General features: G+C 65.5%; 1 protein-coding gene. It reads left to right on the top strand.

The features are described 5' to 3' along the window. Positions 1-19: 19 nt before the first annotated feature. Positions 20-1,320: glutamine--fructose-6-phosphate transaminase (isomerizing) (glmS, locus tag SO140_RS45880; protein WP_498544192.1), on the top strand; the 1,301-nt coding region annotated here is incomplete at its 3' end.

Raw genomic sequence — 1,320 nt, 5'->3', positions numbered from 1 at the left:
TTGGGGGATATTGATCCGCATGTGCGGGATTGTCGGCATTCTCGGGCTCGAACCGGTTGCAGAGCAATTGGTGGATTCGCTCAAGCGGCTTGAATATCGCGGCTACGACTCCGCGGGTGTTGCCACGCTCGAAGGCGATCACCTGGAGCGCCGCCGCGCCGAAGGTAAGCTGAAGAACCTCGAGGCACGGCTGCGTGACAATCCGCTGAAAGGGACGACCGGCATCGGTCACACCCGCTGGGCCACCCACGGCAAGCCGACCGAGCACAATGCCCATCCGCACGCCACCGAACGCGTCGCGGTGGTCCATAACGGCATCATCGAGAATTTCCGCGAGCTACGCGAGGAGCTCGAAGCGAAGGGCACGGTATTCCGCACTGAGACCGACACCGAGATCGTGCTGCATCTGGTCGACGATCTGCTCACCCGTGGCAACAAGCCGGTCGAGGCGGTGAAGCTCGCGTTGCGCCGGCTGCGCGGCGCGTTCGCGCTCGGCTTCATCTTCGCGGGCGAGGGCGACCTGCTGATCGGCGCTCGCAACGGTCCGCCGCTCGCGGTCGGCTACGGCGACGGCGAGATGTTCCTGGGCTCGGACGCGATCGCGCTCGGCCCGTTCACCGACACGATCAGCTATCTCGAGGACGGCGACTGGGTGGTGCTGACCCGCAACAGCGTTGCCATCTTCGACAAGGACGGCCGCGCCGTCCAGCGTGACAAGATCAAGCATGCGGCCTCGACCTCGCTAGTCGACAAGGCCAACTACCGCCACTTCATGGCGAAAGAAATCCACGAGCAGCCCGAGGTCGTCGGCCATACGCTGGCCCGCTATGTTGACATGGCGTCCGACCGCGTGTCGCTGCCGGTGAAGCTGCCGTTCGACTTTCGCGATATCCAGCGCGTCACGATCACGGCCTGCGGCACGGCGAGCTACGCCGGCTACGTCGCAAAATACTGGTTCGAGCGCATGGCGCGCCTGCCGGTCGAGGTCGACGTCGCCTCCGAGTTCCGCTATCGCGAGTCTCCCTTGCGCAAGGGCGATCTGGCGATCTTCATTTCGCAATCGGGCGAGACCGCCGATACGCTCGCCGCGCTCCGCTATGCCAAGGCCGAAGGCGTACACACGCTCGCCGTCGTCAACGTGCCGACCTCGACGATTGCGCGCGAGAGCGAGACGGTGCTCCAGACGCTCGCCGGTCCCGAGATCGGCGTCGCGTCCACAAAGGCCTTCACCTGCCAGCTCATGGTGCTCGCCTCGCTCGCGGTCGCGGCCGGCAAGGCGCGCGGCGAATTGTCCGAGGACGACGAGACCAGGCTCGTGCA

The sequence above is a fragment of the Bradyrhizobium sp. UFLA05-108 genome, assembly GCF_059803455.1.
This window is presented reverse-complemented; position numbering and strand designations above follow the sequence as displayed.